Source organism: Hydrogenophaga taeniospiralis (assembly GCF_020510445.1).
In the GTDB taxonomy this organism is placed as follows: Bacteria; Pseudomonadota; Gammaproteobacteria; order Burkholderiales; family Burkholderiaceae_C; genus Hydrogenophaga.
In genome coordinates, this window is the sequence record NZ_JAHBAG010000001.1 from 1,465,412 (window position 1) to 1,489,654 (window position 24,243).

The window sequence follows — 24,243 nt, forward strand, 5'->3', positions numbered from 1 at the left end:
CGCACAACCCATTTCCCAGGGGCTGCCCTTCTCCCTAAAGTCGCGACTCGTTTGATCTGGATCAAGTGGTCCGGATCGACGAGGACCCCACACCTACAAGGAGACAAGCCATGCCCGTTCGAGCACATGCCCGAAAAGCCCCTGCGCGCAGGTCCGCCGCACGTCCCGCGTTTTCCTGCCTCTTTCTGGCGCTGTTGACGGCCCAGTCGGCCTCGGCGATCGAGATCGACACCGGCAACCCCGACTGGACCCTGCGGTGGGACAACACCGTGAAGGTCAGCCTGATGCAGCGCCTGAAGGACGCTTCGCCCACGCTCTCGGCGCAGGTGCCGTTGACGGTCAATCAGGACGATGGCGACAACAATTTCAAGAAGGGCCTGGTGTCCAACCGCCTGGATCTGCTGACCGAGCTGGACCTCGCCGGCCCGGGTTATGGCGCCCGGATCAGCGGCGCCACCTGGTACGACAGCGTCTACAACGGCAAGACCGACAACACGGGCTTCACCGCCAACCACCGGCCGGGCAGCGCATTCGCCACGGAAACCCGCGACCTGATGGGTCGCAAGGCCGAGCTGCTCGATGCCTTCGTCTATGGCAAGTTCGACCTGGGTGAGCGCCCAGCCTCGGCCCGCCTGGGCCGCCACACCCTGCTCTGGGGCGAGAGCCTGTTCTTCGGCGCCAACGGCATCGCGGGCGGCCAGGCGCCGCTGGACCTGATCAAGCTGCTCTCGGTGCCCAACGCGACCTTCAAGGAAGTCGCCATGCCCACCGGCAAGCTCTCGGGCCAGGTGCAGCTCACGCCCGAGGTCTCGCTGGGGGCCTACCTGGCTTATGAGTGGGAGAAGACCCGGCTGATGCCGGCGGGCGCCTACCTCTCCAGCAGCGACTCGCTGGGCCCGGGTGCCGAACGCATCCTGGCCGGGCCCACCGCCGCTTTCGAGCGCCAGCCCGATCTGGACGCCAAGGACAGCGGGCAGGGCGGTGTGCAGCTGCGTTTCCGTGCGCCGTCCATCGACACCGACTTCGGCCTCTACGCCATCCGCTACCACGCCACCACGCCGAGCAACATCAACACCGTGCTCACGGGTGTGCCGCCCGCCGTGGCACCCAGCAGCTACCGCTGGATGTACCACGAGGGCGTGCGCGCCTTCGGCGCCAGCTTCGCCAAGTCGGTCGGCGAATGGGGCTGGGCCGGCGAGGTCTCGCTGCGCCAGAACACGCCGCTGGCCAGCTCGGGGCAGTCCACGCTCTCGACCATCGGTGTCAACGCCGGCCTGAACAACAACAGCAACCCTGGCTACGCCGTGGGTGAGACGGCGCATGCGCAGGTCTCGTGGATCGCCTCGCTCGGGCCGTCCTTCCTCGCCAGAGAGTCGTCGTTCGTGGGCGAAGTGGCGTGGAACACGCGGCTGAAAGTCACCCGCAATCAACACATGCTCAACCCCAACGCGGACAAATCGGCGGTGGGCACGCGCATGGTGTTCTCGCCCAGCTACCGCCAGGTGCTGCCGGGCCTGGACCTCTCGCCCAGCATCGGCCTGGGCTACACCAAGGGCAAGTCCTCGGCCGTCGGGCCGGGCTTCGGCGTCGACAGTGGCGGCGACATCAGCCTGGGCCTGAACGCGGTCTACCTCGGGTCGTGGAACCTGGGCGTGAACGTCGTGCACTTCCTGGGCAAGGCCGCGCCCACGCTCGACGCCAACAACAACGCCGTGTACCAGCAGGCGCTGAAAGACCGGAACTACCTGACCGTGTCGCTGCGCACCACCTTCTGATCGAGGAGACATTCATGAAACCCATTTCCCATTGGGCCCCGGCGCTGTTGTGCGCCCTGGTGGCCACGACCGCGGCACACGCTGGCGTCACCGCGCAAGAGGCCGCGCGCCTCAAGACCGAGCTCACCCCGCTGGGTGGCGAGCGCGCCGGCAACAAGGACGGCAGCATCCCGGCCTGGACCGGTGGCTACACCACGCCCATTCCCGGCTTCAAGAACGGTGGCCGCCGGGGCGACCCGTTCGCCAACGAGAAGCCGCTGTACAGCATCATCGCCGACAACCTGGCGCAGCACGCCGACAAGCTGAGCGACGGCACCCAGGCGATGTTCAAGAAGTACCCCAAGACCTTCCGCGTCGACGTCTACAAGACCCACCGCACCGCGGCTGCGCCGCAATGGGTCTACGACAACACGCTCAAGAACGCCACCAGCGCCAAGATCGAAGGCGGGGTCGTCACCGGCGCCTTCGGTGGCATTCCGTTCCCGATCCCCAAGACCGGTGAAGAGGTGATCGCGAACCACATGCTGCGCTGGCGCGGCGAGGCCTGGCAGGCCGACTTCGAGGGCTACCTGACCACCGCCAATGGGCAGAGGGTGCTGACGGTGAAAGCCACTGGCGACTTTCAGATGCCCTACTACGCCGAGAACGAGCGCGACAAGTTCCAGGGGGACTACTGGCTGACCCGCATTGTCAATTCGGGCCCTCCGGTGCGCGCGGGCGAGGCGATCACGGGGCGAGAGAACCTGGACCCGTCGCGGACGTCCGCCTGGGTGTACCTGACCGGCCAACGCCGCGTGCGCAAGCTGCCCAACGCCTGCTGCGACACCCCCACGCCAGCGACCAGTGGCGTGATGAGCTTTGACGAGATCGATGTCTTTGGCGGTCGCACAGACCGCTTTGACTGGAAGCTGGTGGGCAAGCAGGAGATGCTGATCCCCTACAACACCAACCGCCTGCACACCCCCAAGAATGTCGGCGACGTGTTGCTGGCCAACCACCTCAACCCCGATCACGTGCGCTGGGAATTGCACCGCGTCTACGTGGTCGAGGCCACGCTGAAAGCCGGGCAGCGCCACCAGGCGCCCAAGAGCCGCTACTACGTGGACGAGGACACCTGGGTGGCTGTGCTGGGCGACCGCTGGGACGCCAACGGGCAGCTCTGGAAGACGCTGTGGTCCCACCCTGTCGCCATGCCGGATCTGCCGGCCACCACGCCTCAGCAGCAGTTCGGCTTCAACGACCTGATCTCGGGCGCCTGGTATGCCAACGGCGTGGTCAACGAGCGCAACCAGCACTACAAGATCGTGCCGCGCCGCCCGGACAGCTTCTTCACCCCCGACGCCATGGCCGGCGACGGCGTGCGCTGAGCGGGTCGCACCATGCGTCTGTCACTTCTCCTGGCCGTGGTGTGCGCGGCAGCCGGCGCGGGCCCCGCGCTGGCCCGCTCGCCGGTGGTCGATGCGCTGCAACGTCCTGCCCTGGTGGTGAAGGCGCCGCAGCGGGCCGTGCTGCTCGCGGCGGCCCAGGCCGGTGCGCGCCTCGTGGCGGTGGGCGAGCGCGGCATCGTGGCCCTGAGCGACGACCGCGGCGCCACCTGGCGCCAGGCGCCCAGCCCGGTGAGCGTGACACTGACCATGGTGCGTTTCGCCGACGACCAACACGGCGTGGCCGTGGGGCACGGTGGCACGGTGCTGACCACCGAAGACGCGGGTGCCAGCTGGCGTCTGCGCCTCGATGGCCGGCGCCTGGCCGAACTGGCCAAGGTCGCCGCCACCACACCCGAGGCCCAGCGGGACGCCGAACGGCTGCTCGCCGACGGACCCGACAAGCCCTTCCTCGACGTGCTGCAGTGGGACGCCAAGCGCCTGCTCGCGGTGGGCGCCTATGGGCTCGCCTTCTACAGCGCCGACGGTGGTGAGACCTGGGGCCCCTGGATGGACCGTCTGCCCAACCCCAGGGCTCTGCACTGGTACGTGGCGCGGCGCGCGGGCAACACCTTGCTGCTGGCCGGCGAGCAGGGCCTGCTGGCCCGTTCGCTCGACGGCGGCCAGAGCTTTCAAACGATGAACTCACCTTACAAAGGCAGCTGGTTCGCTGGTGAGATCCGCCCCGACGGGCAGACCGTGCTGGCCGGGCTGCGCGGCAATGTGTGGCGCTCCACCGATGGCGGCGCCCAGTGGACACAGCTGGCCTCGCCGGTGCCGGCCACCATCACCGCCATGGCGGTCGACGCCGAGGGCGGGCTGCTGCTCGCCAGCCAGGCCGGCGTGGTGCTGCGCCTGCAGGGCGATGCCCTGGTGCCGCTGAAGGCGCCCCCGGCGCCCATGCCCTCGGCCCTGCTGCCGCTGCAGGGCGGCCCGCTGCTCACGCTCGGTGTGGCCGGTGTGGTTCCGGTCGACGCAGGAGCGCGCCAATGAACGCATCCGCATTCGATCCCCGCTCGGGTTCGCTGGTCGAGCGCGCGCTGTTCAACCACCGCGCCGTCGTGGTGCTGCTGTGCGCGCTGGTCACGCTGCTGCTGGGCTGGCAGGCCACGCGCCTGCAGCTCAACGCCAGCTTTGAAAAGACCATTCCGACCAGCCACCCCTACATCCAGAACTTCCTGGCGCACCAGAGCGAGCTGAGTGGCCTGGGCAACGCGGTGCGCATCGCCGTGGCGAAACCCGAAGGGAGCATCTACGACGCGAAATACCTCGACACCCTGCGGCGCCTGTCCGACGAAGTGTTCCTGCTGCCCGGTGTGGACCGGTTGCGCATGAAATCGCTGTGGACACCGAGCACGCGCTGGGTCGGCGTGACCGAAGACGGCCTGGAAGGCGGGCCGGTGATCCCCGATGGCTTCGACGACTCGCCAGCCAAGCTGCAGCAGCTCGCCGCCAACGTGGCGCGCTCGGGCGAGATCGGCCAGACCGTGGCGCGCGATGCGAAGTCTTCGGTGATCTTCTTGCCGCTGCTCGCCAAGGACGCCGAGGGCCAGGCCATCGACTACGCCCGGCTCTCCAACGAGCTCGACGCGCTGCGCACCAAGTACGAGGCCGAAGGCGTCACGGTGCACGTCACCGGCTTCGCCAAGATCGTGGGCGACCTGATCGACGGCGTGCGGGCGGTGCTGGTGTTCTTCGCCATCGCCGTGGCCATCGCCACCGCCATGGTGTTCTGGTACACGCGCTGCGTGCGCTCCACGCTGCTGGTGGTGCTGGCCTCGCTGATCGCGGTGGTCTGGCAGCTGGGCCTGCTGCCGCTGCTGGGCTACGCGCTGGACCCGTACTCCATCCTCGTGCCCTTCCTCGTGTTCGCCATCGGCATGAGCCACGGCGCGCAGAAGATGAACGGCATCATGCAGGACGTGGGGCGCGGCGTGGACCAGCTGGTGGCCGCGCGCTTCACCTTCCGCCGCCTGTTCCTCGCCGGGCTCACCGCGCTGCTGGCCGATGCGGTGGGCTTCGCGGTGCTGCTGGTGATCGACATCCAGGTGATCCGCGAGCTGGCGATTGCGGCCTCCATCGGCGTGGCGGTGCTGATCTTCACCAACCTGATCCTGCTGCCCATCGGGCTGAGCTACACCGGCGTCAGCGCCAGCGCCGCCGCGCGCAGCCTGCGCGCCGAGCAGGCCGATGCCACCGGCGCGGCCAAACACCCCATGTGGGCCCTGCTCGACCGCTTCACCCAGCGCCCCTGGGCCACGGTGGCGGTGGCCGGGGGCCTGCTGATGGGCGCGGGTGGCTTCGTCGCCAGCACCCAGCTCAAGATCGGCGACCTCGACCCCGGAGCGCCCGAACTTCGGGCCGACAGCCGCTACAACCGCGACGTGACCTTCATGAACGCGGCCTACGGCGCGGGCAGCGACGTGCTGGCGGTGATGGTGAAGACGCCCGACGGACAGTGTTCGGCCTACGACACCTTGAACAAGATCGACGCGCTCGAATGGGAGCTGCGCCAGATCGACGGCGTGGAAAACACCAACACGCTGGCGCTGCTGAACCGCCGCGTGCTCTCCGGCCTGAACGAAGGCAACCCGCGCTGGTACGAGTTCCTGCCCAACCAGGACATGCTCAACACCGTGACCGCCAGCGCGCCGCGCGGCCTCTACAACGACGCCTGCGGCCTGCTGACCCTCTACGTCTTCTTGCGCGACCACAAGGCCGACACGCTCTCCCGCGTGGTGGACCACGTCGAGGCCTTCGCCCGGATCAACAACACCGCCGACACACAGTTCCTGCTGGCCGCCGGTTCGGCCGGCATCGAGGCCGCGACCAACATCGTGGTGAAGGACGCCTGGCGCACCATGCTGCTCATGGTCTACGGCGCCGTGGTGCTGCTGTGCTTCGTCACCTTCCGCTCCTGGCGCGCGGTGGTCGTGGCGGTGCTGCCGCTGGTGGTGACCTCGTTCCTGGCCGAGGCGCTGATGGTGGCGCTGGGCATGGGCGTGAAGGTGGCCACGCTGCCGGTGATCGCGCTGGGTGTGGGCATCGGCGTGGACTACGCGCTCTACATCCTGTCCATCACCCTGGCCCAGCTGCGCGAAGGCAAGAGCCTGTCCGAGGCCTATTACCGCGCCCTGCTGTTCACCGGCAAGGTGGTGATGCTGACCGGCGTCACGCTGGCCGTGGGCGTGATCACCTGGGTCGCCAGCCCGATCAAGTTCCAGGCCGACATGGGCCTGCTGCTGGCCTTCATGTTCCTCTGGAACATGCTCGGCGCCCTCGTGCTGCTGCCCGCGCTCGCGCACTTCCTGCTGCCGGCATCGTTGTTCCGCGTCACCGCATCGTCGGTCCAGCCCCCAGCCAGCGCGGGTGCGGCAGCGCCGGTCGGCTTGCGGGCAGGGGCGCGTTGAACCCCAAAAGCAATCATGGAGAACCTCTTGAACAACCCCTCCGCACATACAAGCCCTGCGCCCCGACGCCGCGTGGCCGTCATTGGCGCGGGCCCGGGCGGCCTGTCGACCGCGCTGGCGTTTCACCGCGCCGGCCATGACGTCCGGCTGTTCGAGCGCCAGGACGCCGTGCGTCCCATCGGCGGTGCGGTGCTGCTGTCCCTGCCGGTGCTGTCCATCCTGCGCGACATGGGGGTGGACATTCATCGGTTGGGCGCCTACGCGGTCACCGAGTTTCGCAACCACCGGGGCAGGCTGCGCACGCGCCTGCCGTTCAACAAGAAGGCCGAAGCACGCGCCGGTATTCCGGGATGGCACTACGGCATGCTGCGTTCTGCAGCGCTGGAGCGCATGCTGGACGTGATCCCTCCCGAGCTGATCCAGCCCAACAAGCGGTTCCTGCGCTACGAGGAGTCGGCCCAGGCGGTCACGGTTCACTTCGAGGACGGCAGCCAATGGGAGGCCGATCTGCTGGTCGGCGCCGACGGCATCCGTTCGCAGGTCGCACAGCAGACGTTTGGAGACCTTGGCCTGTTCCACTGCGGCATCCAGGTCTGGCTGGCCTGGTGCCATTGCGAGAACATGCCCCCCGACGTTGGGTGGATCTCGCATTCGCGCACCGTGCAGGCCAGCTTTTTCCCGATCCTGCACGAGGGAAAGCCCGCAGTCGAATGGTGGGTTGTGGAGCCCTGGAACGAGGGCCAGACACCGCCCAGCGACACCAAGGCCCATCTGCTCAAGCACCTGGACGGCTGGGCCGATCCGCTGCCACGGCTGGCGGCCGCCACCGATTTCGAGCGCAACTGCTTTCGCTGGGAGATCTACAACCGCCCGGCCCTGAAAAGCTGGTCGCGTGGTCGCGTGTCCTTCGTTGGGGATGCTGTGCATCCGGTGTCGCCGTATGCCGCCTATGGCATGGGCATGGCCATCGAGGATGGCTGGTGGCTCGCCAAGTGCCTCGAAGGGGTGGATCTGGCCGAGCCCGCGGCGCTCGCCAAGGGTCTGGCGAGCTACGACCGCCAGCGCGTGGCCTTCACCAACAAGAACGCTGCGATGGCGCGCTACATGGGCTACCTGTTTCACCGCACGCCCTGGCCGTTGACGGTGCTGCGCGACGTGGTGTTCGACCACACGGGATTTCTGGAAAAGGCCCTGACCGAGCAGTACCTCAAGGACGCGGAGCTGCAGATGGAATCCCTTCCCATTCAAACACCGTCCCTCCTGAGGGCCTCGATATGAACCACGCCTGGTTGTACCGTTTCCTGTTGTCCCCCTCCCTGGTCATGTGCGTGGTGTCCACCGCCCTCGCCGCAGAGTCGCCCGACGCCGTGTTCGACCGCTACGTCGCCGCCGTGCACGCGGGCGACATGGCAACGGTGCGCGCCCTGATCGCGCCCGACGTCGAGCGCTCCGACTACGTCGGGTGCCGCCCGGAGATGGACAACCCGGCGTGCCTGGCGCACTACGTCGAGACCACCGTCGTGCAGCCGAAGGCGCGGTTCACCGTCCTGCGCCGCCAGCTCGATGGCGACACCGTCAGCGCCAGGCTGGAGGTGCGCAGCCCCTGGCATTCCAAGGCCGGCATCGAGCGCATCGTGGGCACCGACATCGTGCGCGTGCGCAACGGCCTGATCCACGGCTTCCGCTTTGTGCCCGACTTCGGCGACGAGTCCACCGCCATCTTCTTCGGCTCGCTGGGCATCGGCCCGCGCGCCGCCAAAACCCCTTCCAAGTGAGCACCATGTTCAAGTACTTTCCCACCAACTACGTCTGGAACCTCTCGGTCGATCTCGCGATCGAGATGGGCGCGCGCATCGGCGAGATCGAGCAGATGTGTGCCCCCTTGCAGGAGGCCGCCAAGGCGCCCGACGCTGCGGGCACCGCGGCCTTCCGCGAGACCTGGGTGAGCATGGCCGACCGGCTCTGCGGCCTGGCCGAAGAGGACGAGGCCAAGGGCCGTTTGTTGTCCGCTGGCGAAAAATACCGCCGCGCGGCCAGCTACCTGATCACCGCCGAGCGCCTGCAGGCGCACAACGCACCCGGCCGCATGGCGATCTACCGCCGCGAACTCGACCTGTTCCTCAAAGGTTCCCAGCTGATGGGCGACCCGGTCCAGCGGGTCGAGATCCCGTATGAGGGTCAGCACCTCTCGGCCCTCTACACCCCCGCTGACAACCTCCAGCCCGGCGAACGCGCTCCGGTCCTGGTGCAGCTCAACGGCCTCGATTCGACCAAGGAGATGAAGCACCTGGTCGGCCTGCCGCTGTGGCTGGCCAAGCGCGGCATCTCGTCGCTGGTGGTGGACCAGCCCGGCACCGGCGAGGCGCTGCGCCTGCAGGGACTGACCGCGCGCTTCGACACCGAACACTGGGCCAGCCGCGTGGTCGACTGGCTGGAGCAGCACCCCGCCGTGGACCCCAAGCGCATCGGCTGCGAAGGCGTGTCGCTGGGCGGCTACTACTGCCCACGCGCCGTGGCCATGGAGCCGCGTTTTGCCTGCGGCGTGGCCTGGGGCGCCAACCACGACTGGCGCGACGTGCAGAAGCGCCGGCTGGAGAAAGAGGGCGACTTCCCGGTGCCGCATTACTGGGCCCACGTGTGCTGGGTCTGGGGCGCCAAGGACGTGGACGATTTCATGCGCATCGCCGAAGACGTGCACCTGGACGGCATGGTCGAAAAGATCAAGGTGCCGTTCCTGGTGACGCACGGTGAGAAGGACTCGCAGATCCCGCTGAAGTGGGCGCACCGCACCTACGAGCAACTGGTCAACAGCCCGAAGCGCGAACTCAAGGTCTTCACCGAGCGCGAAGGTGGCGCGCAGCACGCCAGCTTCGACAACAGCATCAACGCCGGCCACTACATCGCCGACTGGGTGGCCGAAGCCCTGGGCGGCCGCACGGCCTGCAACACGGTATGAACCATCACACAGCAAGAAGGGAAACCCACATGAACATCATCGGACTCGACGCCCTGGTCTTTGGCGTGGACGATCTCGCCGCCTGCCGCCAGTACCTCATCGACTACGGCCTGCGCGATGCCGGCCACGGCCGCTTCGAAGCCCTCGACGGCACAGCCGTGGTCATCCGCGCCAAGGACGACCCGACCCTGCCGCCCAGCCTGGGCACCGCCAGCCTGCTGCGCGAAACCGTCTACGGCGTGGCCGATGAGGCCACGCTGCAGGCAATCGCCACCGAGCTGTCGCGCGACCGCGCGGTGATGCACGAGGACGGTGTGGTGCGCTCGCACGACGACATGGGCTTTGCGCTGGCCTTTCAGGTCAGCGTGCGCCGCCCGCTGGACCTGCCCGCCGAAACCGTGAACGCGCCGGGGGCACCGGTGCAGCGGCCGGCCAACGCCGTCGGCGTGGACCCCAACGCGCCTGCCCTGCCGCGCACGCTGTCGCACGTGGTCTATTTCGTGCCGGACGTGGCCCAGGCGGAAGCGTTCTACGTCAAGCGCCTGGGCTTCGTCTGCACCGACCGCTTCACCGGCGTCGGCCCCTTCCTGCGCCCCGCCGGCACGCTGGAACACCACACCTTCTTCATGATCCAGACCCCGCCCTTCATGAAAGGCTGCGAACACTTCACCTTCCACATGGGCGGCCCCACCGAGCTGATGCTGGCCGGCGCGCGTTTCGTCGAGAAGGGTTACCAGAGCTTCTGGGGGCCGGGGCGCCACAAGTTCGGCAGCAACTGGTTCTGGTACTTCAACTCGCCGCTGGGCTGCCACATCGAGTACGACGCCGACATGGATCTGCACGACGACAGCTGGGCCGAACGCGAAGTGCCCATGAGCGCCGACGCCTCGCAGCTGTTCCTGTTCCAGCACCGCGAAAACTGGGCGCCGTCGGGCCCGCCGCCTGGTGTTGGCAAGCCCGCGGTCGGCGCGGAGCACTGAGGCGATGGCCACCATGCGGCTGTGCCACCTGAGCGAGCTGCCCGAGGGCGCGGCGCGGGGCTTTGACCCGCAGCGCAGCGGGCAGGACTCGCTGTTCATCGTGCGCCAGGGCGAACGGCTGTTCGCCTGGGCCGACCGCTGCCCGCACCACGGCACGCACATGGCCTGGCGCAAGGACGCCTACCTCAACGCCGCGGGCGACCGCATCGTCTGTGGCGCGCACGGCGCGCAATTTGCCATCGACACCGGACTGTGCACACTGGGTCCCTGCCTGGGGGATTCGCTCACGCCGGCCCCTTTGCTGATTCACAACAACGGCGAGGTGCACCTCGCCCACAACCCCCGTCAGGAGACAACAACATGAACCCCTCGCGCATCCTCATCATCGGCGGCGGCTTTTCCGGCATGTCGGCCGCCATCCAGTTGCGCCGGCAAGGCCATGAGGTCGACCTCGTCGAGATCGATCCTGGCTGGCGCAGCTACGGCGCCGGCATCAGCCTGGGCGGCGCGACCCTGCGCGCCTTTCGCACGCTCGGCATCCTGGAAGCCTTCCTGGAGCAGGGCAGCGCCACCGACGGCGTGCACCTGTGCCTGCCCCACGGCCCCAAGGTGGCCGAGCTGCCCACGCCGCGCATCGCCGGGGCCGATGTGCCCGGTGGCGGTGGCATCATGCGGCCGGTGCTGGCGCGCATCCTGGCTGAGGCCACGCGGGCCTCGGGCGCGAATGTGTTTCTGGGTTGCAGCTTCACCACCATCGATCAGGACGCCGACGGTGTGGACGTCGGCTTCACCGACGGCCAGCGGCGCCGCTACGACCTGGTGATCGGTGCCGATGGCCTGTATTCGAAAGTGCGCGAGACCCTGTTCCCGCAGGCGCCCCAGCCGCGGTACAGCGGGCAGGCCGTGTGGCGCGCCGTGCTGCCGCGCCCGCCCGAAATCGAAACCGCCACCATGTGGATGGGCCCGCGCATCAAACCCGGTGTGAACCCGGTGTCGAAGACGGAGATGTACCTCTTCGTCACCGAGCCGCGCCCCACCAACGACCACGTCGACCCCGCCAGCTTCGCCGAGCACCTGCGCGGCCTGCTGGCCGACTTCCCCGCGCCCGTGCTGCAGGCCATTCGCGAGCAGATCGGCCCCGACTCGCAGATCGTCTACCGCCCGCTCGAAGGCCTGCTGATGCCGCGCCCCTGGTTCAGCGGCCGCGTGGTGCTGATCGGCGACACGGTGCACGCCACCACGCCCCACCTGGCCTCGGGCGCCTGCATCGGCATCGAAGACGCGCTGGTGCTGGCCGAAGAGCTGGGCCGGGCAGCCGAGGTGGGCGAGGCCCTGGCCGCGTTCGAGGCCCGGCGCTGGGAGCGCTGCCGCATGGTGGTGCAGAACTCGGCCCGCCTGGGCGAGATCGAGGTCGCCGGTGGCGACAAGGAAGAACACGCCCGCATCATGCGCGAGTCGCTGATGGCGCTGGCGCAACCCATCTGACCAGGAGATGCCATGAACCCCCGTTCCACAAGCACGTTCGGCCATGTGGCCCTGATCGTGGCGCACTGTGCCGGCATGGTCGATCTGGTGGCGCTGCCGGTCTGGGTCGGCACACTCATCCAGCACTACCAGCTCGACCCGCAGCAGGCCGGCGGCCTGGCCACGCTGTTCCTGATCGGCGCGGTGGTATCCAGCGTCTTCCTGGCCTCGCGTTTCCAGCGCGTGAAGGGGCGCTGGGTGGCGGCCGGCGGTTATGCGCTGGCGGCCGCCTGCTTCGGCACGCTGTCGCAGCCGCAGGACACCACCACCATGGCGGTGTTGCACGCGGTCGGTGGCCTGGCCGCCGGGGCCGCGCTGAGCGTCACCCACGGCACCATCGCGCGCAGTGTCAACCCACACCTGAAGTTCGCCATCGTGGGCATCGGCCTGGGGGTGTTCGCGGTGCTGTTCCTCGGCGCCTCACCCAAGGTGATCGAGGCGGCCGGTGGCTTCATGCTGTTCGCCATCTTTGGTGCGGTGATGCTGCTGGCTTCGTTGGTCTGCGCGGCAGGCTTTCCCGAGCCCGAGCGCGAGGCCACGGCGGTGGACGCACCGGTCGCGCACATTCCCCGCGCGGTCTGGTTCGGCATCGTGGGCATCAGCGCCATGGCCCTGGTGCAGTCGATGACCTTCAGTTTCCTGGAGCGTGTCGGGTCGGACCGTGGCTACAGCCTGACCCTGATCACGGGCGTGCTGGTGGTGTTGGGCATGGTCAACCTGCTGCCCGCGGCGCTGGCGGCGATGCTGGAAAAACGCTGGCATGCGCGCCGCGTGCTGCTGGCCGGCCCGGTGATCCAGGCGCTGCTGGCGGCGGTGATCATGAACGCGCCCAGCTTCTACGCCTACGCCGCATCGGCCTCGGTGTTCGCCGCCGTGATGATCTTCACCCACACCTTCGCCTTCGGCCTGATGGCGCGGCTCGAACCCAGTGGGCGCGCGATGGCCGCCACGCCCGCGATGCTGATGGTCGGCGCGGCCATCGGGCCGGTGCTGGGGGGCACGCTGGTGAAGTCGGCCGGCTACGGCAGCCTGGGTCTGGCGGCGGTGTTGATTGGTGGTCTGGCCGTTTACTGCATGTCCCGCCTGCCGGGGCAGGCACCTGCGGTCCTGACCGGGGCTGCCGCATGAAGCCGCAACGCCGTTTCGTCGACCTCTCCATCTACCTGGAGAACGACGTGCTGTCGGACCCGCCGCCGCTGGCGCCGAAGATCACCTACCAGAAGCACGCCGACACGTTGCCCGAGTTCATGGCCATGATCCCGGGCACCCAGCCCGAGGACTACCCCGATGGCGAGGCCGCGGCCGCCGAGTGGGTGACGCTCACCACACACAACGGCACCCACCTCGATGCGCCCTGGCACTTCCATTCCACGCAGGACGCGAAGAACGGCGGTGCGCGGCCCAGCATCACCATCGACGAAGTGCCGCTGGCGTGGTGCTTTCAGCCAGGTGTGAAGCTGGACTTTCGCCACTTCCCCGACGGCTACGTGGCCACCGCGGCCGACGTGGCCGCCGAACTGCAGCGCATCGGCCACACGCTGGAGCCGCTGGACATCGTGGTGGTCAACACCCGCGCCGGCAGCCGCTACGGCCACAGCGACTACCTGGGCGCCGGCTGCGGCATGGGCTACGAGGCCACCATGTACCTGCTGGAGCGCGGCGTGCGCCTGACCGGCACCGACGCCTGGAGCTGGGACGCGCCGTTCTCGTACACCGCCCAGCGCGTGGCCGAGACCGGCAACAAGGCCCTGATCTGGGAAGGCCACAAGGCGGGCCGCGACATCGGCTACTGCCATCTGGAGAAGCTGCACAACCTTGAAGCCTTGCCGGCCACGGGTTTCACCATCAGCTGTTTTCCACACAAGATCCGCGGCGCCTCGGCCGGCTGGACGCGTGCGGTCGCCATCTTTGAGGACGGAACCCCATGAGCTTTCCCCCGATCCACCGCGTCGTCACCGGCCACGATGCCGACGGCAAGGCCATCGTCGCGAGCAGCGGCCCGCTGCCCACCGTGGTCGAGATCGCCGCGATCCCGGGCACGGTGTTCCACGAGGTCTGGAGCACCGCCGCCACCCCGGCCCCGGTGGACAACGGCGCCGACCCGACGTTGGGCCCGCTGATGCTGCCGCCGCCCAAGCAAGGCACCCGCATGCGCTTCGTCGACATCCCGCCCGACACGGCCGAGTTCCTGGCACAGGGCGCCGGGAAGATGAAGGACGCCTTCAGCCAGATCGGCGACGAGAAAGCTTCGACCGTGAAGGCCCATTCGCCGCACCCGCTGATGCACCGCACCGAGAGCGTGGACTACGGCGTCGTGATCGAGGGCGAATTGACCCTGGTGCTCGACGACAGCGAAGTGCAGCTCAGGCCCGGCAGCGTGGTCGTGCAGCGCGGCAGCAACCACGCCTGGGCCAACCGCTCGGGCAAGCCCTGCCGCATGCTGTTCGTGTTGGTCGATGGCGCCTACGAGCCGTCCCTGGCCGCTGCGCTGGCCACGCGCTGACAGACCCTCCATTCCCGGGAACACCCCCCCCATGAAATTCGCCACCCTCAAAGACGGCTCGCTGGACGGCCGCCTCGTCCTGGTCTCGCGCGACGGGCAGCGCGCCGTGCGCGCCGACGCCGTCTCACCCAGCCTGATCGAAGCCCTGCGGCGCTGGGAACAAGTCCAGCAGCCGCTGTCCGATCTGTCCGAGTCGCTCAACGCCGGCAGCGCGCCCGGCGCTTTCGACTTCGACCCGGCCGCCTGCGCGGCACCCTTGCCGCGTTGCCCGCAGTGGCTCGACGCCTCGGCCTTCCTGAACCACGGCCGGCTGATGGAGCAGGCCTTCAACACGCCGCCCATCCCGCTGTTCGACAGCGTGCCGGTGATGTACCAGGGCGCCAGCGACGACTTCCTCGGGCCGATCGACGACGTGCCTTTGCCCAGCGAGGCCGACGGCATCGACTTCGAGGGTGAGTTCGGCGTGGTCACCGGGCCGGTGCCCATGGGTGTGTCGCCCGAGGCGGCGCTGGCCTGTGTGCGCCTGCTGGTGCAGATCAACGACTGGAGCCTGCGCGCGCTGGGCCCGCACGAAATGAAAACCGGCTTCGGCTTCCTGCAGGCCAAGCCCTCCACCGCCTTTGCGCCGGTGGCCGTCACGCCCGACGAACTGGGCAGCGCCTGGTGCGACGGCCGGGTGCAGATGCGGCTGCAGGTGCAATGGAACGGCGAGCGTTTTGGCGAGCCGCACGGCGGCGAGATGAATTTCCACTTCGGCCAGCTCATCGCCCACGCGGCGCGCACACGGCGGCTCACGGCCGGCAGCATCGTCGGCTCGGGCACGGTCTCCAACGTGTCGCGCGCGGCGGGTTCGGCCTGCATCGCGGAGCGGCGCGTGATCGAGAAGATCGACCAGGGCGAGATCCGCACCGGCTTCATGCGCTTCGGCGACCGCGTGCGCATGCAGGCCCGCTTCGACGGTGGTGCGGACGGGCCGTTTGGCGTGATCGACCAGCGCGTGGTCGCGATGGCCGACGCTGCCCACCCTGCCTGAGAACGGATGGGGACGCCATGCACGTGCTGATCACCGGCGCGGCCGGTTTCCTGGGGCGCGCCCTGACGCAGCGCCTGATGCCGGGCAGCCCGTTGGGCGGGCGCACCGTCGGCCAGCTCACGCTGATGGACCAGGCCTTCGCGCGCGCGGCGGGCGAGGGCGTGCGCCAGCTGGCGCTCGACATGGGTGACGCGACGGCGTTGCGTGCGGCGCTGGCCGAGCGGCCGCCCATCGACCTGCTGTTCCACCTCGCCAGCATTCCCGGTGGCACGGCCGAACAGCACCACGAGCTGGCGCGCCGCGTCAACCTGGACGCCACCCAGACCCTGCTGGAACAGGGGCGGCAGCAGGTGGTGCGGGGCGGGGCGGCCCCGGTGTTCGTGTTCGCCAGCTCCATCGCCGTCTTCGGCACCCTGCCCGCCGAGGTGGACGACGACACACCCGCGCGGCCACAGCTGAGCTACGGGGCGCACAAACTGGTGGGAGAGGTGCTGATCAACGACTTCAGCCGCCGCGGCTGGGTGGACGGGCGCGCCCTGCGCATCCCCGGCGTGCTGGCCCGCCCACCCGAACGCACCGGACAGCTCTCGGCCTTCCTGAGCGACCTGATCCGCGAGCTGGCAGCGGGCCGTCCCTTCGTCTGTCCCACCTCGCCCGGGGCCACCACCTGGGCCTCCTCGCTGCCTTGCGTGGTGGAACAGCTGCTGCACGCCGCCCGCTTCGACCCGGCCCTGACCGGCGGCGAGCGCGTGCTGACCCTGCCCACGCTGCGTTTTGCCATGGCCGAACTGGCGCAGGCGGTCGGCCGCGTGCACGGCACGCCCGCGGACGATCTTGTGCGCTGGGCGCCCGATGCCCGCATCGAGGCCCTGTTCGGCCGCTTTCCCCCGCTGCGCACGGCCCGCGCGGATGCCGCGGGCTTCCGCCGCGATGCCGACCTGGAGGCGCTGGTGCGTGGAGCGCTGGTTTCGGCCTGATCCTCAGTCCGGCAGCACGGCCGTGACCTCGATCTCCACCTGGGCCCGCGCTTCCACCAGGGCCGCGACCTGCACGCAGGTCATGGCCGGGAAGTGTTTGCCCATCACCTCGCGGTACACGCCGCCGAGTTCGCGCAGCCGTGCGTTGTATTCGACCCGGTCCACGATGTACCAGGTCATGCGCACCATGTGCTCGGGGCCGGCGCCAGCGCAGGCCAGCACCTCGCGGATGTTGAGCAGGGTCTGGCGGGTCTGTGCGATGAAGTCGTCGCTCTCGAACTGCTGGGCGCCGTTCCAGCCGATCTGGCCACCGACGAAGACCATCGTGCCGCGCGCGGCGACGCCGTTGGCGTAACCCTTGGGGGTGGCCCAGCCGGGAGGTTGCAGGTGTTTCATGTGAGAGTCGTCATTAAAAAAAAGCAAGGGTAGTGGCTTCCGCCAGCCAACCCGCGAGCGCCACAGCCCAATCCAGGGACGCCGAGGGTCCGGCTCCGCCGGCCCCAGGTGTCGCCCCCCTCCAAGCCGAAGGCGCCAGAGAGGGGGGTGGCGCCGTGAGGCGACGCGGGGGGTGTCATGTACTGGCTTGCTGGCGCAGCGCGAAGCGCTGCAGCTTGCCGGTTTCCGTGCGCGGCAGCTTGTCCACGAAGACCACGTCGCGCGGGTACTTGTAGGGCGCCAGGGTGTGTTTCACATGGTCCTGCAGGGCCTTGACCTGGGCGGCGTCGGCGGCCTCGCCGGGCTTGAGCACCACGTAGGCCACGATGACCATGCCGCGTTCGTCGTCCGGGCGGCCGACCACGCCGCACTCGGCCACCGCCGGGTGTAGCAGCAGCGAGGCTTCCACCTCCGGGCCGGCCACGTTGTAGCCGGCGGTGATGATCATGTCGTCGGTGCGCGCTTGGTAGAAGAAGTAGCCGTCGGCGTCCTGGCTGAAGGCGTCGCCGGGGAAGTTCCAGCCGTCCTTCACGTACTGCGCCTGGCGCGCGTCGTCCAGGTATTTGCAGCCGGTGGGACCGACCACGGCGAGCCGCCCGACCTGGCCCGGTGCAAGCGTCTGCCCGTTCTCGTCCACGATCTTCGCCCGGTAGCCGGGCACCACCTGGCCGATCGCACCGCGGCGCACCGCCTCGGGCGGCGAGGAGATGAAGATGTGGAACATCTCGGTGGCGCCGATGCCGTCGAGCATCTCCAGCCCGCTGGCCTCTTTCCAGAGCTGGCGGGTGGCGTCGGGCAGGCCCTCGCCCGCGCTCACGCTGATGCGCAGTTTCCCGACGCCGTGCTGCTTCGCGAACGCGGCCATCTGGCGGTAGAAGGTGGGCGCGGTGTAACAGATGGTGGCGCCCACCTGGCCAATGAGCTTGACCATGGCTTCGGGCGTGTAGGGAATGCTCGGGAAATACACCGAGGCCCCTGCCCACATGGGGAACACCAGCAGGCCGCCCAGGCCGAAGGTGAAGGCCAGCGGGGGTGAGCCCATCACGATGTCGTCCGGCGTGGCGCGCAGCACGTGGCGCGGCCAGGTCTCGCAGGCGGCGAGCACGTCGCGGTGGGTGTGCACGGCGGCCTTCGGGCGGCCGGTGGTGCCCGAGGTGAAGGCCAGCAGGGCGATGTCGTCGGCGCTGGTGGGGCAGGGCGTGGCCTGGTCGCTGGCGTGTTTGGCGAGTGCTTCGAGCGAGTCGGTGATCACCACAGCCGCGTCGCCGGTGTTGAACAGCCGCAGCGGCAGCCTTGCCGTTTCCGGACGCTGTGCCAGGGCCGCCTTGAGTTCGTCCTGCAGCTTCACGTCGCACAGCGCGGCGGAGGGGAGGGCTTTGTCGATGACGGCCTTGAGCTCGGTGGCGCGCAGCAACGGCATGGTGGCCACCGCGATCAGACCGCTTTGCACCACGGCCAGCCAGGCCAGCGCCATGGCGATGGAGTTGCCGCCGCGCAGCAGCACCCGGTTGCCGGGCACCAGACCCATGTCGCGCGTGAGCACGTTGGCGATACGGTTGACCTCGGCCCGGGCCTGCGCGTAGTTCAGCGTGCGCTCGTCGCTGCGCAGGAACGGCCGGTCGGCGTGGCCGCGGGTCACCGCGCGATCGAACAGCGCCTGCACCACGTTGAGCTGCGCGGGGATCTGTTGCAGCTCAGGCAGGTTGTAGCGCAGCTCGGGCCACTGTTCGGGTGGCGGCAAGCGGTCGTGGACGAACCGATCAAGTTGAGCGGATGGCATGGGGAACTCCTTCTCTCTCAGTCTGCATGGACGACCGGCGCGACATGCCCAAACCCGGGAATGCCACGGAACCGCCCTTCGACAAGCTCAGGACGGGCCGTAGGCATTGCCCCCTTGAGGGGGTCGCGCGCAGCGCGGCGGGGGTGTTTCATCTCAAAGCCTGTTTGCCAAGGATCAGCAGCTGCACCTCGCTCGCACCCTCGTAAATGCGCAGCGAGCGGATGTCGCGGTACAGGTGTTCGATGGGCTGGCCCACCTGCACGCCGCGCCCGCCGAACATCTGCAGCGCCATGTCGATCACGCGCTGCGCGTTTTCGGTGGCGGTGAGTTTGGCGCTGGCCGCGGCGGCCGTGTAGGCCGGTGTGCCCGCGCCGTGGGTGCTGCTGCGGTCGCGCATCCAGGCGGCGCGGTAGGTGAGCATGGCCGCAGCGTCGATCAGGGCGCTCATCTCGCCCAGCCGGGCCTGGGTGAGCTGGAAATCGGCCAGGGTCTGGCCGAACATCTTGCGCGTCTTGGCGTGGGCCACGGCCTCGGCGAAGGCGCGGCGCGCCATGCCCAGCGCGGCGGCGGCCACCGAGGCGCGGAAGATGTCCAGCGTCTGCATGGCGAGCTTGAAGCCGCCGTTGACGCTGCCCACCAGGGCATCGCTGCCGATGTGGCAGTCGGTGAACGTGAGCGTGGCCAGCGGGTGCGGCGCCATCACCTGGATGTGCGCGCTGCTGTCCAGGCCCGGGGCGTCGGCGTTGACGACGAAGGCGCTGATGCCGCGCGCGCCGGCGTCCGGCTCGGTCTTGGCGAACACCACGTAGAAGTCGGCCATGCCACCGTTGCTGATCCAGGTCTTCTGGCCGTTCAGCGTCCAGCCGGTGGGCGTTGGGGTGGCGCGCAACGCCATCGCCGCCACGTCCGAGCCGGCCTCGGGCTCGCTCAGCGCAAAGGCCGCGATCTGGTCGCCGCGGGCCACGGCCGGCAGGCGGTGCGCCTGCTGTGCGGCTGTGCCCGCAAGCGTGATGGCGCCGCTGCCCAGGCCCTGCATGGCGAAGGCGAAGTCGGCCAGCGGGGAGTGGTAGGCCAGGGTCTCGCGCAGGATCACGAGCGCGCGCGAGTCCAGCCCGGGCAGGGCGCCACCGTGGTCCTCGGGCACGCAGTAGCGCAGCCAGCCTGCGCCGCCCAGGCGCCGCACCCAGTCTTTGCAGGCGGCGCGGTCGTCGGACTCGTCCACCCGTTGTTCGCGCGCCCAGGCCACGAGGCCGTTGGCCAGCGCGCGGTGCGCGTCGTCGAAGAAGGGCAGTTCGAGGTGCGCGGTCGGCGCCAGCGCGCCGTGCGGGTGGGGGTGTTCGAAGGCGACCATTCAGGACTCCCGCCGGGCCGTCCCAAGGGAGGCCAGCGCCCCCTTGGGGGGCAGTGAGTACACGAAGTGATGAGCGTGGGGGTACATGGTTCAATCCCCTTCAAAGGCCGGGCGCTGCTTGGCCGCAAACGCCTCGTACGCGCGCCGGAAGTCCTGCGTCTGCATGCAGATGGCCTGGGCCTGGGCTTCGGCTTCGATGGCCTGGTCCAGCGTCATGGCCCATTCCTGGTGCAGCATGGTCTTGGTCATGCCGTGCGCGAAGGTGGGGCCTTGCGCGAGCTGGGCCGCGAGCTTGTGGGCCGCGGGCAGCAGCGTGGCGCTTTCGTGCAGCGCGTTGAAGAAGCCCCAGGCCTGCCCCTCTTGCGCCGTCATGGCGCGGCCGGTGAACAGCAGTTCGCTCGCGCGGCCCTGGCCGATCATGCGCGGCAGCAGGGCGCAGGCGCCCATGTCGGCACCGGCCAGGCCGACGCGGGTGAACAGGAAGGCCACGGTGGCGGCGGGTGTGCCCAGGCGCAGGTCCGAGGCCAGCGCCATCATGGCGCCGGCCCCCGCGCACACGCCGTCGAGCGCGGCCACGATGGGCTGCGGGCAGGCACGCATGGCGCTGACCAGCGCGCCCGTCATGCGGGTGAAGGCCAGCAGCTCGGGCATGCTCATCTTCGTGAGCGGCCCGATGATCTCGTGCACGTCACCGCCCGAGCAGAAGTTGTCGCCCGCGCCGGTGAGCACCACGGCCTTGATGTCGGTGGCGCGTTGCAGGGCCAGGAACCAGTCGCGCAGCTCGGCGTAGGAATCAAACGTCAGCGGGTTCTTGCGCTCGGGCCGGTTGAGCGTGACGGTGGCCACGCCGTCGGAAACGCTGAGGGCAAAGTGCTTGGGCGGGTTGCCGGCCATGGCGGCGTACTGGCCGCGCATGGGGTTGTGGTCGGGGATGGGGTGTTTCATGGTCTTTACTCGCTGGTTTCATCCACGCGTTGATTGATGTCGAGCTGGTGTTGTTTGACCTTGCCCAGCAATTTGTGCAACTGATCGAGATCGCGCGGCGAGAGGCCTTCAAAGGCCTCCACAATCCACTGCTCGTGCTGCGTGGCCATGTGCTCGAACGCACTGCGCCCCTCGGGCGTGAGCCGCACCAGGAAGGCGCGGCGGTCGCCTTCGACGCCGACGCGCTCCACCAGGCCCTCGGCCACCAGCTGGTCGGTGATGCCGGTGACGTTGCCGCCCGTGACCATGAGCCGGTGCGACAGCTCCTTCATCTTCAGGCCCTCGGGGTGGCGCTCCAGCTGGGCCATGAGGTCGAAGCGCGGCAGCGTGGTGTCGAACTGCTCGCGCAGCCCGGCGCGCACGCGCTTTTCGATCAGTTGCGAACAGGTCAGCAGCCGCAACCACAGGCGCAGCGACTGCGCGTGTTCGCTGTGGGCGCGGGCTTCGAGGTCGAGCGGAATGTTCATGCGGTTTCCTCGGGGGCGGCCTGGGCCACGGGGTTGGCCGCCTGCAGGCTTTGCTGGCGCGCGATCTCACGGTAGAGCTGGTCGCGCCCGCTTTCGTAGGGGCGCGGCCATTCGATGGCGCGGGTCTGCAGCTTGGCCGCTTCGTGCAGCGTCCAGGCCGGGTCGGCCAGGTGGGCCCGGGCCACGGCGCAGAGGTCGGCGCGGCCGGCGCCGATGATGCTGTTGGCGTGGTCTGCCTCGGTGATGGCGCCCACGGCCATGGTCAGGATGCCGGCCTCGTTGCGCACACGGTCGGCGAACGGCGTCTGGTACATGCGGCCGTAGACCGGCTTGGCCTGGCGCGTGGTCTGGCCCGAGGACACGTCGATCACGTCGCAGCCGGCGGCTTTGAACAGCCGCGCGATGGCCACGGCGTCGTCGGGCGTATTGCCTCCGGGCGCCCAGTCGTGTGCCGAGATGCGCACGCTCATGGGTTTGTCGGCGGGCCACGCGGCGCGCACGGCGCTGAACACTTCGAGTGGGTAGCGGCAGCGGTTGTCCAGCGAGCCGCCGTAGTCGTCGGTGCGCTGGTTGGTGAGCGGGCAGATGAAGGCCGAGAGCAGGTAGCCGTGCGCGCAGTGCAGCTCGAGCCAGTCGAAACCCACGGCGGCGGCGCGCCGGGTGGACTCGACGAAGGCCGCCGTCATGGCGTCCATGTCGGCGCGGGTCATGGCGCGCGGCACCTGGTTCTGTGGCCCGTAGGGCAGGGCGCTGGCCGAGAGCAGCGGCCAGTTGGGCGAGCTGTCGGGCCGCCCGCCGGGCGAGGGCAGCGGCTCGTCGATCTGATCCCAGCCGAGTTGCGTGGAGCCCTTGGGGCCGCTGTGGCCGAGCTGCAGGCCGATCCTGGCGCTGCTGCGGGTGTGCACGAAATCGACGATGCGGCGCAGCGCGGCCTCCTGCGCGTCGTTCCACAGGCCGGTGCAGCCCGGGGTGATGCGGCCTTCGGGCGTGGGGCTGGTCATCTCCACCATCACCAGCGCCGCGCCGCCCAGGGCGCGCGCGCCCAGATGCACCAGGTGGTAGTCGCCCGCCACACCGTCGGTGGCGCTGTACTGCGCCATGGGCGAGACGACGATGCGGTTCTTCAGCGTGAGGCCGCGCACGGTCAGCGGCAGCAGCATGGGTGGTGTAGGGTGCCGTGCCGCGCGATCCGGCGCCGGGCCGCCCCTGGCCGGACCAGTCCCCGGGACCGGCAAGGACAGGGTCCCTTCCCCGTCCTGGGGCAGCGACCCGCGCAGCGGCGGAGCGTGGGGGGTATGAGCCTCCAGCCAGGCCTCGTAACCTTCCAGCCACTGCGGGTCGCGCAGGCGCAGGTTTTCGTGGCTGATGCGCTGGCTTCGGGTGAGCAGCGAGTAGGCGAACTGCTGAATGTCCATGCCGGTGTAGCGGTCCACGTTCTCGAACCACTCGGTGGAGTTGCGCGCCGCGTTCTGGATCTTCAGCACCTCCACGCTGCGACGCGCTTCGTAGCCCCGCAGCACCTCGGCCATGTCGGCGTTGGCGTGGCGCGTGAATTCGTCGGCCAGGTCGATCGCGTCTTCCAGCGCGAGCTTGGTGCCGCTGCCGATGGAGAAGTGGGCCGTGTGGGCCGCGTCGCCCATCAGAACGATGGGCGTGAGCTTGCCTGAGATGTCTTGCCAATGCACCCATGTGTTGCAGATCACGCGCGGGAAGCGGATCCAGTTGGCCGAGCCGCGCAGGTGTTTGGCGTTGCTGATGAGCGCGTTGCCATCGAGGTATTTCGCGAACAGCTTTTCGCAAAAGGCCACGCCGTCTTCCTGGCTCATCTGTTCGATGCCGTGGGCCTGCCACACGTCCTCCGGGGTCTCGACGATGAAGGTCGAGGTTTCACCATCGAACTTGTAGGCGTGCGCCTGGAACCAGCCGTGTTCGGTCTGTTCGAAGGCGAAGGTGAAGGCGTCAAAGGTCTTCTGGGTGCCGAGCCAGACGAAGCGGCACTTGCGGGTGTCGATGTCGGGCTGGTAGGTGGCCTCGTAGCGCGTGCGAATGCGGCTGTTCAGGCCGTCGCTGGCGATCACCAGGTCGGCGTTGTACTGTGCGGCAAGCGCCTGGTCGTCGGTCACGTCGGTCTCGAACACCAGGTCCACGCCCAGCGCCAGGCAGCGCTCCTGCAGGATGTTGAGCAGGCGCTTGCGGCCGATGCCGATGAAGCCGTGGCCGCTGGAGCGCACGCGCCCGCCCTTGTAGAAGACCTCGATGTCGTCCCAGTGGTTGAAGGCGTCGGCCATCTGCCGGGCCGATTCCGGGTCGGCCACTTTCAGGTTCTGCAGCGTCTGGTCGGAGAACACCACGCCCCAGCCGAAGGTGTCGAACGGTCGGTTGCGCTCGACCACCGTGACGGTGAGCGAGGGGTCGCGCCGCTTCATGAGCAGGGCGAAATACAGGCCCGCGGGGCCACCACCGATGCACAGGATGCGCCGCAGCGCGGGAATGGAGGTGTTCATGTCTAATTAGTTTAGACATGAAATATATCGCGCCAACCGGGAAAACCCGTAGTCCGTTGCCCGGCGGTTTCGCTACAACCGAGGTGTGAGCACCGGCCCCGGGACCCCGCGCACGGGCTGGTGGTTCTACCGGATGCGGC

At 69.0% G+C, this 24,243-nt stretch carries 21 protein-coding genes; 15 read left to right on the forward strand and 6 right to left on the reverse strand.

Annotated features, from left to right (window positions below; genetic code table 11):
- Positions 1-110: 110 nt before the first annotated feature.
- From KIH07_RS07175 to KIH07_RS07245, 15 genes are read left to right on the forward strand one after another with little or no spacing between them, the layout of a single operon-like run.
- The gene (locus tag KIH07_RS07175; RefSeq protein WP_226491318.1) at positions 111-1,775 is read left to right on the forward strand and encodes a DUF1302 domain-containing protein; all 1,665 of its coding nucleotides are present in this window, start codon (positions 111-113) and stop codon (positions 1,773-1,775) included.
- A gap of 14 nt (positions 1,776-1,789) precedes the next feature.
- Positions 1,790-3,142: a DUF1329 domain-containing protein gene (locus tag KIH07_RS07180; protein WP_226491319.1), complete on the forward strand. Its 1,353-nt coding sequence runs from the start codon at positions 1,790-1,792 to the stop codon at positions 3,140-3,142.
- A gap of 12 nt (positions 3,143-3,154) precedes the next feature.
- Positions 3,155-4,192: a WD40/YVTN/BNR-like repeat-containing protein gene (locus KIH07_RS07185; RefSeq protein WP_226491320.1), complete on the forward strand. Its 1,038-nt coding sequence runs from the start codon at positions 3,155-3,157 to the stop codon at positions 4,190-4,192.
- Positions 4,189-6,609, forward strand: coding sequence for an efflux RND transporter permease subunit (locus tag KIH07_RS07190; RefSeq protein WP_226491321.1), 2,421 nt, complete (start codon positions 4,189-4,191; stop codon positions 6,607-6,609). The genes KIH07_RS07185 and KIH07_RS07190 overlap by 4 nt, the downstream gene beginning before the upstream one ends.
- 27 nt (positions 6,610-6,636) lie before the next feature.
- A complete protein-coding gene (locus KIH07_RS07195) occupies positions 6,637-7,887 on the forward strand; it encodes an FAD-dependent oxidoreductase (RefSeq protein ID WP_226491322.1) in 1,251 nt (416 codons plus the stop codon).
- Positions 7,884-8,384, forward strand: a complete 501-nt coding sequence (locus tag KIH07_RS07200; protein ID WP_226491323.1) for a nuclear transport factor 2 family protein — start codon at positions 7,884-7,886, stop codon at positions 8,382-8,384. Before KIH07_RS07195 ends, KIH07_RS07200 begins: the two co-directional genes overlap by 4 nt.
- A 5-nt stretch (positions 8,385-8,389) precedes the next feature.
- The gene (locus KIH07_RS07205; RefSeq protein WP_226491324.1) at positions 8,390-9,565 is read left to right on the forward strand and encodes an alpha/beta hydrolase family protein; all 1,176 of its coding nucleotides are present in this window, start codon (positions 8,390-8,392) and stop codon (positions 9,563-9,565) included.
- A 29-nt stretch (positions 9,566-9,594) separates the two neighbouring features.
- Positions 9,595-10,545, forward strand: coding sequence for a VOC family protein (locus KIH07_RS07210; RefSeq protein WP_226491325.1), 951 nt, complete (start codon positions 9,595-9,597; stop codon positions 10,543-10,545).
- A gap of 13 nt (positions 10,546-10,558) precedes the next feature.
- On the forward strand, positions 10,559-10,909 hold the full coding sequence (locus tag KIH07_RS07215) for a Rieske (2Fe-2S) protein (protein ID WP_226494640.1): 351 nt from the start codon (positions 10,559-10,561) through the stop codon (positions 10,907-10,909).
- Positions 10,906-12,030, forward strand: coding sequence for an FAD-dependent oxidoreductase (locus KIH07_RS07220; RefSeq protein WP_226491326.1), 1,125 nt, complete (start codon positions 10,906-10,908; stop codon positions 12,028-12,030). Before KIH07_RS07215 ends, KIH07_RS07220 begins: the two co-directional genes overlap by 4 nt.
- 12 nt (positions 12,031-12,042) lie before the next feature.
- Complete coding sequence (locus KIH07_RS07225; protein WP_226491327.1) at positions 12,043-13,197, forward strand: MFS transporter; 1,155 nt, start codon at positions 12,043-12,045, stop codon at positions 13,195-13,197.
- Entirely contained in the window at positions 13,194-13,997 is an 804-nt protein-coding gene (locus KIH07_RS07230) for a cyclase family protein (RefSeq protein ID WP_226491328.1), read from the forward strand. Before KIH07_RS07225 ends, KIH07_RS07230 begins: the two co-directional genes overlap by 4 nt.
- The gene (locus KIH07_RS07235; protein WP_226491329.1) at positions 13,994-14,572 is read left to right on the forward strand and encodes a cupin domain-containing protein; all 579 of its coding nucleotides are present in this window, start codon (positions 13,994-13,996) and stop codon (positions 14,570-14,572) included. The genes KIH07_RS07230 and KIH07_RS07235 overlap by 4 nt, the downstream gene beginning before the upstream one ends.
- A gap of 31 nt (positions 14,573-14,603) precedes the next feature.
- Positions 14,604-15,605 carry a fumarylacetoacetate hydrolase family protein gene (locus tag KIH07_RS07240; RefSeq protein WP_226491330.1) on the forward strand — a complete coding sequence of 334 codons (1,002 nt, stop codon included), beginning with the start codon at positions 14,604-14,606 and terminating at the stop codon, positions 15,603-15,605.
- A 17-nt stretch (positions 15,606-15,622) separates the two neighbouring features.
- Positions 15,623-16,582 carry an NAD-dependent epimerase/dehydratase family protein gene (locus KIH07_RS07245; protein WP_226491331.1) on the forward strand — a complete coding sequence of 320 codons (960 nt, stop codon included), beginning with the start codon at positions 15,623-15,625 and terminating at the stop codon, positions 16,580-16,582.
- 3 nt (positions 16,583-16,585) lie between these two features.
- On the opposite strand, the gene KIH07_RS07250 is transcribed toward KIH07_RS07245, so the two are convergent.
- The 6 genes from KIH07_RS07250 to KIH07_RS07275 form a co-directional block, all read right to left on the reverse strand.
- Positions 16,586-16,978 carry a RidA family protein gene (locus KIH07_RS07250; RefSeq protein ID WP_226491332.1) on the reverse strand — a complete coding sequence of 131 codons (393 nt, stop codon included), beginning with the start codon at positions 16,976-16,978 and terminating at the stop codon, positions 16,586-16,588.
- Between the two features lie 175 nt (positions 16,979-17,153).
- Complete coding sequence (locus tag KIH07_RS07255) at positions 17,154-18,797, reverse strand: AMP-binding protein (protein ID WP_226491333.1); 1,644 nt, start codon at positions 18,795-18,797, stop codon at positions 17,154-17,156.
- A gap of 148 nt (positions 18,798-18,945) precedes the next feature.
- Positions 18,946-20,148 (reverse strand): acyl-CoA dehydrogenase family protein, encoded by a 1,203-nt coding sequence (locus KIH07_RS07260; protein WP_226491334.1) that lies wholly within the window; start codon positions 20,146-20,148, stop codon positions 18,946-18,948.
- Between the two features lie 90 nt (positions 20,149-20,238).
- Positions 20,239-21,093, reverse strand: a complete 855-nt coding sequence (locus KIH07_RS07265) for an enoyl-CoA hydratase family protein (RefSeq protein ID WP_226491335.1) — start codon at positions 21,091-21,093, stop codon at positions 20,239-20,241.
- A 5-nt stretch (positions 21,094-21,098) separates the two neighbouring features.
- Positions 21,099-21,599, reverse strand: coding sequence for a MarR family winged helix-turn-helix transcriptional regulator (locus KIH07_RS07270; protein ID WP_226491336.1), 501 nt, complete (start codon positions 21,597-21,599; stop codon positions 21,099-21,101).
- Positions 21,596-24,103, reverse strand: coding sequence for a bifunctional salicylyl-CoA 5-hydroxylase/oxidoreductase (locus KIH07_RS07275; RefSeq protein WP_226491337.1), 2,508 nt, complete (start codon positions 24,101-24,103; stop codon positions 21,596-21,598). The genes KIH07_RS07270 and KIH07_RS07275 overlap by 4 nt, the downstream gene beginning before the upstream one ends.
- Positions 24,104-24,243 lie beyond the last annotated feature (140 nt).

What these genes read in the sequence shown, in the direction of transcription:
- KIH07_RS07175 (WP_226491318.1), top strand. Translation starts at nt 111, where the DNA reads ATGCCCGTTCGAGCACATGCCCGAAAAGCCCCTGCGCGCAGGTCCGCC.
- KIH07_RS07180 (WP_226491319.1), top strand. Translation starts at nt 1,790, where the DNA reads ATGAAACCCATTTCCCATTGGGCCCCGGCGCTGTTGTGCGCCCTGGTG.
- KIH07_RS07185 (WP_226491320.1), top strand. Translation starts at nt 3,155, where the DNA reads ATGCGTCTGTCACTTCTCCTGGCCGTGGTGTGCGCGGCAGCCGGCGCG.
- KIH07_RS07190 (WP_226491321.1), top strand. Translation starts at nt 4,189, where the DNA reads ATGAACGCATCCGCATTCGATCCCCGCTCGGGTTCGCTGGTCGAGCGC.
- KIH07_RS07200 (WP_226491323.1), top strand. Translation starts at nt 7,884, where the DNA reads ATGAACCACGCCTGGTTGTACCGTTTCCTGTTGTCCCCCTCCCTGGTC.
- KIH07_RS07205 (WP_226491324.1), top strand. Translation starts at nt 8,390, where the DNA reads ATGTTCAAGTACTTTCCCACCAACTACGTCTGGAACCTCTCGGTCGAT.
- KIH07_RS07210 (WP_226491325.1), top strand. Translation starts at nt 9,595, where the DNA reads ATGAACATCATCGGACTCGACGCCCTGGTCTTTGGCGTGGACGATCTC.
- KIH07_RS07215 (WP_226494640.1), top strand. Translation starts at nt 10,559, where the DNA reads ATGCGGCTGTGCCACCTGAGCGAGCTGCCCGAGGGCGCGGCGCGGGGC.
- KIH07_RS07220 (WP_226491326.1), top strand. Translation starts at nt 10,906, where the DNA reads ATGAACCCCTCGCGCATCCTCATCATCGGCGGCGGCTTTTCCGGCATG.
- KIH07_RS07225 (WP_226491327.1), top strand. Translation starts at nt 12,043, where the DNA reads ATGAACCCCCGTTCCACAAGCACGTTCGGCCATGTGGCCCTGATCGTG.
- KIH07_RS07230 (WP_226491328.1), top strand. Translation starts at nt 13,194, where the DNA reads ATGAAGCCGCAACGCCGTTTCGTCGACCTCTCCATCTACCTGGAGAAC.
- KIH07_RS07235 (WP_226491329.1), top strand. Translation starts at nt 13,994, where the DNA reads ATGAGCTTTCCCCCGATCCACCGCGTCGTCACCGGCCACGATGCCGAC.
- KIH07_RS07240 (WP_226491330.1), top strand. Translation starts at nt 14,604, where the DNA reads ATGAAATTCGCCACCCTCAAAGACGGCTCGCTGGACGGCCGCCTCGTC.
- KIH07_RS07245 (WP_226491331.1), top strand. Translation starts at nt 15,623, where the DNA reads ATGCACGTGCTGATCACCGGCGCGGCCGGTTTCCTGGGGCGCGCCCTG.
- KIH07_RS07250 (WP_226491332.1), bottom strand. Translation starts at nt 16,978, where the DNA reads ATGAAACACCTGCAACCTCCCGGCTGGGCCACCCCCAAGGGTTACGCC.
- KIH07_RS07255 (WP_226491333.1), bottom strand. Translation starts at nt 18,797, where the DNA reads ATGCCATCCGCTCAACTTGATCGGTTCGTCCACGACCGCTTGCCGCCA.
- KIH07_RS07260 (WP_226491334.1), bottom strand. Translation starts at nt 20,148, where the DNA reads ATGGTCGCCTTCGAACACCCCCACCCGCACGGCGCGCTGGCGCCGACC.
- KIH07_RS07265 (WP_226491335.1), bottom strand. Translation starts at nt 21,093, where the DNA reads ATGAAACACCCCATCCCCGACCACAACCCCATGCGCGGCCAGTACGCC.
- KIH07_RS07270 (WP_226491336.1), bottom strand. Translation starts at nt 21,599, where the DNA reads ATGAACATTCCGCTCGACCTCGAAGCCCGCGCCCACAGCGAACACGCG.
- KIH07_RS07275 (WP_226491337.1), bottom strand. Translation starts at nt 24,103, where the DNA reads ATGAACACCTCCATTCCCGCGCTGCGGCGCATCCTGTGCATCGGTGGT.